Annotated in this window: 6 protein-coding genes; 1 reads left to right on the plus strand and 5 read right to left on the minus strand. The window is 46.5% G+C overall.

Annotated elements, in window-relative coordinates:
• Positions 1-224: hypothetical protein (locus HRU21_10080; GenBank protein NRA42637.1), on the plus strand; the 224-nt coding region annotated here is incomplete at its 5' end.
• Between the two features lie 173 nt (positions 225-397).
• Here the strand turns inward: HRU21_10080 and hemE are convergent.
• The 5 genes from hemE to HRU21_10105 all read right to left on the minus strand — a co-directional run.
• The gene (hemE, locus tag HRU21_10085; protein ID NRA42638.1) at positions 398-1453 is read right to left on the minus strand and encodes a uroporphyrinogen decarboxylase; all 1056 of its coding nucleotides are present in this window, start codon (positions 1451-1453) and stop codon (positions 398-400) included.
• A gap of 66 nt (positions 1454-1519) precedes the next feature.
• A complete protein-coding gene (locus HRU21_10090; protein NRA42639.1) occupies positions 1520-2941 on the minus strand; it encodes an FAD-dependent oxidoreductase in 1422 nt (473 codons plus the stop codon).
• A gap of 26 nt (positions 2942-2967) precedes the next feature.
• Entirely contained in the window at positions 2968-7413 is a 4446-nt protein-coding gene (gene gltB / locus HRU21_10095) for a glutamate synthase large subunit (GenBank protein ID NRA42640.1), read from the minus strand.
• Between the two features lie 204 nt (positions 7414-7617).
• Complete coding sequence (aroB, locus tag HRU21_10100) at positions 7618-8697, minus strand: 3-dehydroquinate synthase (protein ID NRA42641.1); 1080 nt, start codon at positions 8695-8697, stop codon at positions 7618-7620.
• 46 nt (positions 8698-8743) lie between these two features.
• On the minus strand, positions 8744-9211 hold a 468-nt coding region (locus HRU21_10105; GenBank protein NRA42642.1), incomplete at its 5' end, for a shikimate kinase.

Consider the following 9211-nt stretch of genomic DNA (forward strand, 5'->3'; position numbering starts at 1 on the left):
CCCAGCAAGAACAGCCATGCCCTGAACAGTTGGTCGAATTCTGGAGTAATTTATCGACAGATCATCGACATCGCATTGATGTACCTGCTTTTTTATTGCATACCAACTGCATGTATTCGAAACGCAGCACTGAGTTTCATCTAGCCATGCTAGAGCGTTTGGATAACCCATCAAATCCAAAGCTTACCGAGCAGCTCGAACGCTTGTTCAACGCACAACTTTAAGCTCGGTAGTTTCAGACAGAAAAACCATGAAGGCAGCGTTATATATTGAACGCTGATGCTTGAGGGCTATTTCTAGTTAAGCCTAACGTTACTGAACCATTAAAAATGGCCCATTGATAAGCCATTCTAAGATTAGAAGCAATTGATGAAGCTAAGTCATTCTTGCTTTTCATTTAGCGGCGAGAGAACTCCCCAACCGCTTCGATAAACACACCCGCATTTTCAGGGCTTACATCCGGCGTAATGCCATGACCCAGATTAAACACATGACCACTCCCTGAGCCGAAGGCGCTTAAGATACGTTTAACCTCGTTACGAATCGCCGTGGGAGATGCATAAAGCATGGTTGGATCCATATTACCCTGAAGCGCAACCTGATCACCCACCCTCTGCTTAGCGTTAGCGATATCCGTGGTCCAATCTAAACCTAAGGCATGTGCACCAGTTGCAGCCATAAGTTCAAGCCATTGGCCACCATTTTTCGTAAACAGAATACATGGCACTTCACGGCCTTCATGCTCTTTGATCAAGCCATTGACGATCTGCTGCATATAATCTAACGAAAACGCTTGATAGGCTGGGCCTGTCAGTGTGCCACCCCAGGTATCAAATATTTGCACAGCTTGCGCACCAGCTCGAATCTGTGCATTCAAATAGTCGGTCACGCTAGCAGCTAATTTGGATAAAAGCTGGTGCATCAGCGCTGGCTGATCATATGCCATCGCTTTTGCCATACGAAAGTCTTTACTGGAACCACCCTCAACCATATAAGTAGCTAATGTCCAAGGGCTACCGGAAAAGCCAATCAGCGGCACACTGCCGTTAAGTGCTTTACGAATAGTGGTAACCGCGCGCATAACATAATCCAAATGGTCATCGGCTGTAATCTCTTCTAACTGATCTAAATCCTGCTGCGAGCGAATTGTGCGAGTGAATTTTGGCCCCTCACCGGTTTCAAAATAAAGGCCCAAGCCCATGGCATCCGGAATCGTAAGAATATCGGAGAATAAAATAGCGGCATCCAAGGGGTATCGATCAAGCGGCTGCAGCGTTACTTCACAAGCCAACTCTGCATTTTTGCACAAGCTCATAAAATCACCTGCCTGTGCTCTGGTAGCCCGGTACTCAGGTAAATATCGACCTGCCTGACGCATCATCCATACCGGCGTTTGATCAACCGGCTGCCTCAGTAAAGCACGCAGAAATCGGTCATTCTTCAATTCAGACATAATATTTATCCATTTAAAGTCAATAAAAAAGCCCACGTGTGTGGGCTTTAAAAATCAAACGTTTGCTCAGAGTTCTAAGTAGTCGAGGATGCCGTCTGCGGCCTCGCGACCTTCCCATATTGCCGTTACCACCAAGTCAGAACCGCGCACCATATCACCGCCGGCAAAAACTTTAGGGTTGGTGGTTTGAAACTTGAAAGCTTGCTGTTCTGGCGCAATTACGCCATTCCAGCTATTCAGCTGTATATCAAAGTCAGCAAACCACGGTGCTGGGCTCGGCTGAAAGCCAAAAGCAATAACAACCGCGTCACAATCTAACACTTGCTCAGAGCCAGGAATTGGCTCAGGACGCCGGCGACCATTTTCATCAGCTTCGCCGAGCGCTGTTTCAACGACTTTTATCCCAGTAACGCCGTTTTCGTCACCAACAATCTCAATAGGTTGACGATTGAATAAAAACTCAACCCCTTCTTCTTTGGCGTTTTGCACCTCACGAATAGAGCCTGGCATATTGGCTTCGTCACGGCGATAGGCACACGTGACAGAGGCTGCACCCTGGCGCACTGCGGTGCGATTACAATCCATCGCGGTATCACCACCGCCAAGAACAACCACGCGCTTACCCTGCAGACTCACAAAATCCGCTGGGTTCGATTCAAAACCTAGGTTACGATTAACGTTCGAAATTAAATAAGGCAAGGCCTCATACACACCTGGCATGTCTTCACCCGGGAATCCACCTTTCATATAGGTGTATGTTCCCATGCCTAAGAAAACAGCGTCATAATCGCTTAATAAAGTATCAAAAGCGATATCATTGCCGATAGTCGTATTCAGCTTGAATTCAATGCCCATGCCTTCAAAGACTTCACGGCGCAGCTGCATCACTGACTTCTCGAGCTTAAACTCAGGAATGCCAAAGGTCAGCAAACCACCAATTTCGGGATGCGAGTCGAATACGGTTACTGCAACACCAGCACGGGCTAAAATATCAGCACAACCAAGACCTGCAGGCCCGGCACCAATAATCGCAACTTTTTTACCACTACTCACGACATCTGACATATCAGGGCGCCAGCCAAGCGATAAGGCGGTATCGGTAATGTATTTCTCTACATTACCTATGGTGACGGCACCAAAACCATCATTCAAAGTGCATGCACCCTCACACAGGCGATCTTGTGGGCAAACTCGGCCACAAACCTCTGGTAAAGAATTCGTTTGGTGGCTTAGCTCAACCGCCTCCATGATATTGCCTTCACTGGCAAGTTTCAGCCAGTTAGGAATATAGTTATGAACCGGGCACTTCCACTCACAGTATGGATTACCGCAGGCTAAGCAGCGATGAGATTGCGAAGCCGCTTGCTCTTTCTTAAATGGCTCGTAGATTTCAACAAACTGTTTTTTACGGCTTTGCGCCGCTTTTTTTGTTGGATCTTGGCGATCTACATCTAAAAATTGAAAGTTGTTATTTAAACGCTGTGTCATACTTAAACACTCTTTTAAAACACCGCTTATGCTGCAGCCTTGCTGATGTTATTCATTAACTGTTTAAGGCTTGCCGCCTTAGGTTTAACCAGCCAAAACTTATTAATAAAATCATCGAAGTTATCAAGAATTTCTTGACCCCAAACGCTATTGGTTTCGGCAACAAAATCACTGATCAAGGCGTTTAAGTGATTTCTGTATGGCCCTAGATTTTCTTGGGTAATGCGCGTCAGCTCGACCAACTCATGATTATACTTATCCACAAAGGTCTTATCTTGATCTAACACATAAGCTAAACCGCCTGTCATACCAGCGCCGAAGTTATAACCCGTGCTGCCTAAAACAGCAACCACACCGCCGGTCATATATTCGCAGCAATGATCTCCAGCACTCTCCACAACAGCAGTTGCACCTGAGTTCCTAACGGCGAAGCGTTCTCCGGCACCACCGGAAGCAAACAGCTGCCCACCCGTAGCGCCGTATAGACAGGTATTACCAACAATAGCTACATCCTTGGCGACAAACTCACTGTTTTGTGGCGGGTATAGAACCAGCTTACCGCCAGCCATACCTTTACCCACATAGTCATTAGCATCACCCTCAACATACATATGCAAACCGCCAGCATTGAAGACACCAAAACTTTGACCAGCAGTGCCGGCGAAATTAAAACGAACAGGTGCATCTTCCATGCCAAGATTACCGTGGCGTAAAGCTATCTCCCCAGAAACCCGAGCGCCAATCGAACGATCACAATTGGTTATTGAGAAGTTATATTCGCCACCAGATTTATCAGTAATAGCGCTTAAGCTATCAGAGACCATAGTTTCAGCTAAAACACCTTGGTCATAAGGGTCGTTAGACTCAACCTGACAATATTGCGGCAGATTAGGTTCTATGTGGTCATTATAAAGAATCGGCGACAAATCTAGCTTAGCTTGCTTAGCAGTATCGCCGGACAGCACTTCTAACAAATCAACGCGACCAATCAAATCTTTGAGTGAAGCAACACCTAAACTGGCCATAATCTCACGCGTTTCTTCGGCGACAAAGCGGAAGAAATTGGTCACCATATCCACAGTACCGACAAAATGATCATCACGAAGTTTGTCATTTTGAGTCGCAACACCGGTAGCACAGTTATTCAAGTGGCAAATGCGTAAGTATTTACAACCGAGAGCAACCATAGGTGCAGTGCCAAAGCCGAAGCTTTCGGCGCCAAGAATGGCTGCCTTAATCACATCTAAGCCAGTTTTCATGCCGCCATCAGCTTGAACTCGGACTTTATCGCGCAAACCATTTACGCGTAAGGCTTGTTGTGCTTCAGATAAACCAAGCTCCCAAGGTGAGCCAGCATGACGAATTGAGGTTAGCGGGCTTGCAGCTGTGCCGCCATCGTAACCAGAAATAGTAATCAAGTCCGCATAAGCTTTAGCAACGCCCGCAGCAATGGTGCCGACTCCGGGCTCGGAAACGAGTTTCACTGAAACCTGTGCGCGAGGGTTTACTTGCTTCAAGTCGAAAATAAGCTGCGCTAAATCTTCAATCGAATAAATATCGTGATGCGGCGGCGGTGAAATGAGCGTGACCCCAGGTACAGAATAACGCAATCTTGCGATTAAGGGATTTACTTTACCGCCAGGCAGCTGCCCGCCTTCACCAGGCTTGGCACCCTGCGCTACCTTAATTTGCAACACATCGGCATTGACTAAATAGTGCGGTGTTACACCAAACCGGCCAGAGGCGATTTGTTTAATACGCGAGACTCGCTCAGTGCCATAGCGAGCCGGATCTTCGCCACCCTCACCAGAATTAGAACGTGCGCCTAAACGATTCATAGCAGTCGCCAAGGCTTCATGCGCCTCAGGCGAAAGCGCTCCAAGTGACATACCTGCCGAGTCGAAATTCGACACAATCGCGTCAATGCTTTCAACTTCATCAATGGCGATGGGGTCTACCGTTTTTAGCGCCAATAAGTCACGAATACTGGATACTGGACGCTCGTTTACCAAACTGGCGTAGGCTTTAAAGTCCGCATAGTCACCCGACTTAACCGCTTTCTGCAAAGCCTGAACGACATCAGGGTTATATGCGTGATACTCACCGCCATGAACATATTTCAACAAGCCGCCTTGCTGAATGGTTTTACGCTTATTCCAAGCAATTTTCGACAAGATAATTTGATCATCTTGCAGATCATCAAAGCCAGAGCCCTGAATTCTGCTCTGCACGCCTTTAAAACAGAGGTCAACAACCTGACTCGATAGACCCACCGCTTCAAAAAGCTGCGCTCCGCGATAGCTGGCAATGGTTGAGATACCCATTTTTGATAGAATTTTCAGCAAACCCTTATTCATGCCTTTGCGATAGTTATCGTAGGCAGCATCAGGCTCGCCTAACAACTCTCCTTTTGCGATTAGATCGTATAGCACCGCGTAGCTTAAATAAGGATAGATCGCTGTCGCACCAAAACCTAACAACACTGCCATTTGGTGTGAATCACGTGCAGAAGCAGTCTCTACCACAATATTACAGTCGCAGCGCAAGCCAGCCGAAATAAGATAGTGGTGCACAGCACCGGTAGCCATAGCGGCCGGCACAACGACTTTACCTGCTGTAACATCCCGATCTGACAAAACGACAATCACCGTGCCATTGCGTACTAGCTTAGCAGCTTGCTGACAAATAGCATGAATCGCAGACTCAAGGTCGCTGCTGGCTGGATCATAACTTAAGCTTACTTTTGATGCCGCGAACGCACTGTCTGTCAGTGATAGCAAGGTATCAAATTTCGTTTTTGAAAGTATGGGCGAGCTTAAAATCACCCGATGCGCATGATCAGGAGTTTGCTCAAATACATTTTTCTCAGCACCAATGCATGTCTCTAAAGACATCACGATGGTTTCACGCAGTGGATCAATCGGTGGATTGGTAACTTGCGCGAATTGCTGCCTGAAATAATCGTACACACTACGCTGCTGCTGAGATAAAACCGCCATTGGCGTATCGTCACCCATTGAGCCAACGGCTTCTTGACCACCCTCTGCAACAGGGCGAAGTACCTGATCCCGCTCTTCAAAAGAGACCTGAAACTGCTTCATAAATGCCGACAGCGTATCGTCATCCATGGTTTCATGGGAGACCGCACCAGAAAGCACCGTCTCAATCCGCACAGCTTTCTCGCGTAACCACTGTTTATAAGGTTTAGCTGTTTTAAGGCGTTGATCGATATCTTCAGTCAGCAATAACTCGCCGGTTTCAGTATCTACCGATAAGATTTGCCCGGGGCCGATACGGCCTTTAGTCACTACATCAGAAGGCTGATAGCTGTATGAGCCGATTTCTGAGGCTACGGTGATAAAACCTTCTTTAGTGATAACATATCGAGATGGGCGAAGGCCGTTCCGGTCGAGCATACAGACAGCTTTTCGACCATCGGTCATCACCAAGCCCGCTGGGCCATCCCAAGGCTCCATATGCATAGAGTTATATTCATAGAACGCCTTTAAATCAGCATCCATAGTGTCGATATTTTGCCATGCGGGCGGCACCAGCATTCGAACAGCACGGTATAAATCCATACCACCAGTAAGCAGAACCTCGAACATATTATCCAATGACGATGAATCGGAACCGGTGCGATTAACTAATGGAGCTAGCTCATCAAGATTATCAAGCTGTGCCGACTGAAATTTAGAAGCACGTGCATCAGACCAGTTTCTATTGCCCATCACGGTATTGATTTCACCGTTGTGTGCTAAGTAACGGAAAGGCTGTGCCAGCGGCCATTTTGGCAGTGTATTTGTAGAAAAGCGTTGGTGAAATACACAAATAGCGGTCTCAAGCCGCGGATCTGCTAAGTCTTGATAAAAGGCTGGCAAATCCACTGGCATCACCAAACCTTTATAAGAAATCACCTCTGCAGACAGTGAAGCAACGTAAAAATCTTCTTCCGATGCTAAGGCCAATTCTGCCTTTCTACGCGCGACAAAGAGCGCGGTTGCGGACTCTGCCGCTGTCTTACCGGAGAGATCAATAAATACATGCTGAATACTCGGCAAGCTTTCGAGTGCGATTGGGCCACAAACACTGCTATCTACCGGCACCTCGCGCCAGCCCAAGACCTGCAAGCCCGCATTATTCAAGGCAGTATCGACAAGATTTATTGCATCTGACTGACGCTGACTTTCGGTAGGTAAAAATATCGCACCGATCGCATATTGCTGCGGCAGCTCCAGCGATAAATGCTCTTTGGCTATCGCTCGAAAGAAGCTGTCCGGCTTTTGCATCAGAATGCCGCAGCCATCACCTGTTTTACCATCGGATGCAATACCACCGCGATGGGTCATACAAGTAAGTGATTCTATTGCGGTATTTAACAGCTTATGACTGGGCTCACCTTGCATGTGCGCAATAAGACCAAAGCCACAATTATCTTTAAACTGTTCTGGACTGTACAAACCAGCTTGCATGTCGGAATCTCACAACTATATATATATCAATAACTTAGAAAAAAATTAACGCTTCAAAAAGCACTAAGCTTGAAAAATGGGAGGCTTATTTTACACGCGCTGATGCGTCAGGACAAATTTTTTAGCATTAACAGCTTGATTATATGACAGAAAGTCAAGCAGAAATCTGAGTATATAATCGTAGTGAAGTCTTTACGACAATAATTACCCGATATTGTCCACGATGACTTGATGCATCAATTCAGCATCATAGTCATCAGATATAAATGCATTACCCAATTCACGTATTAATACGAGCCTAATAGCACCATGGATATTCTTTTTATCGACCGCCATAACGGATAAAAAGGCCTCAAGCGAAGAATCAGCGGGCGCCAATAATGGCAGTGCTGCTCGCTGCAGTAGTTTTTTTGCTCTTTCTAAAATGGCTGGCTTAATCATGCCCATTCTTACCGACAGATCAAGCGCCATAACCATGCCTGCCGCTACCGCTTCACCGTGCAACCAAGCGCCATAACCTTGGTTAGATTCTATCGCATGACCAAAAGTGTGGCCTAAATTTAGAATGGCACGAACGCCGCCCTCTTTTTCATCAGCCGCAACCACCTCAGCCTTGATCTCACATGAACGCTGAATAGCATAAGCAAGGGCATCTGACGATTTTGCCATTAATGCGTCGATATTTTGCTCAAGCCAATGAAAAAAATCAGCATCGGCGATTAAACCATATTTAATTACCTCAGCAAGGCCAGCCGATAGCTCGCGTGCAGGCAGCGTTGAGAGCGTATTGATATCAATAAAAACTGCCTTGGGTTGATGAAAGGCACCGATCATATTTTTACCGCGCGCGTGATTTACTGCGGTCTTACCACCCACCGATGAATCTACTTGCGATAATAAGGTAGTTGGCACCTGAATGAAGTCAATGCCGCGTTGATAGCAAGCAGCAGCAAAGCCCGTCATATCCCCTACAACACCGCCACCCAATGCAATTAATAGGCTTGAGCGGTTTAATTGTGCGGCGAGCATAGCATCAAATATGCTCTCTAATTGCGTCATCGTTTTATACTGCTCGCCATCAGGAAGCGTAATAACCGCATCCGCCTGCTTACCCAAGGCCAACTCCAAAGCATCAAGGTATAATGGCTTTATCGTTTCATTACTTACAACCGCAATCTTTTTATTACCGATAATTTGCTGCAGCTCAGACTGACGCTGGTCTAAGCAATTTGCCTGCACATAAATTGGATAGCTACGCTCGCCTAAATCAACTTGAAGCGCCATGAAAAGATTCCAGAGTGAGAAATAAAAGAGGCCTAATTGTAGCGATTCAGCTCAGGCTTTTCCAATACTCTATTATTTGATCGACCACGATTCGCGGCCGATTATGGTCAGTTGAAACTGTCAAGGATGAGACTTCACGATAAAAAGGTTCACGCTGCACCAACAATTGCGCAAGCGTTTCTTTAGGGTTGGCGGTCTGTAGCAGCGGCCGATTTTTATCTTTTGCGGTTCTGGCAAACTGCTGCTCGACAGAAGTCGATAAATAAATGACGCCAGGTAATTTTCTCAGCATCAGGCGATTTTCCGCCAAATTGACAATGCCGCCGCCGGTAGAAATGACAGAGGGTGGCTTGCACAATACATCCTGCAACATCGCTTGCTCACGCTTACGAAAACCGTCCTCGCCTTCAACGTCAAAAATCCAAGGAATATCGGCACCCGCTTTATCAATAATAAGCTGATCAATATCTAAAAAAGGAAGTTTTAAATGGGTGGCTAAGGACTTGCCTATAGT

Source organism: Pseudomonadales bacterium, from assembly GCA_013215025.1.
Lineage (GTDB): Bacteria > Pseudomonadota > Gammaproteobacteria > Pseudomonadales > DT-91 > DT-91.

What these genes read in the sequence shown, in the direction of transcription:
- hemE (NRA42638.1), bottom strand. Translation starts at nt 1,453, where the DNA reads ATGTCTGAATTGAAGAATGACCGATTTCTGCGTGCTTTACTGAGGCAG.
- HRU21_10090 (NRA42639.1), bottom strand. Translation starts at nt 2,941, where the DNA reads ATGACACAGCGTTTAAATAACAACTTTCAATTTTTAGATGTAGATCGC.
- gltB (NRA42640.1), bottom strand. Translation starts at nt 7,413, where the DNA reads ATGCAAGCTGGTTTGTACAGTCCAGAACAGTTTAAAGATAATTGTGGC.
- aroB (NRA42641.1), bottom strand. Translation starts at nt 8,697, where the DNA reads ATGGCGCTTCAAGTTGATTTAGGCGAGCGTAGCTATCCAATTTATGTG.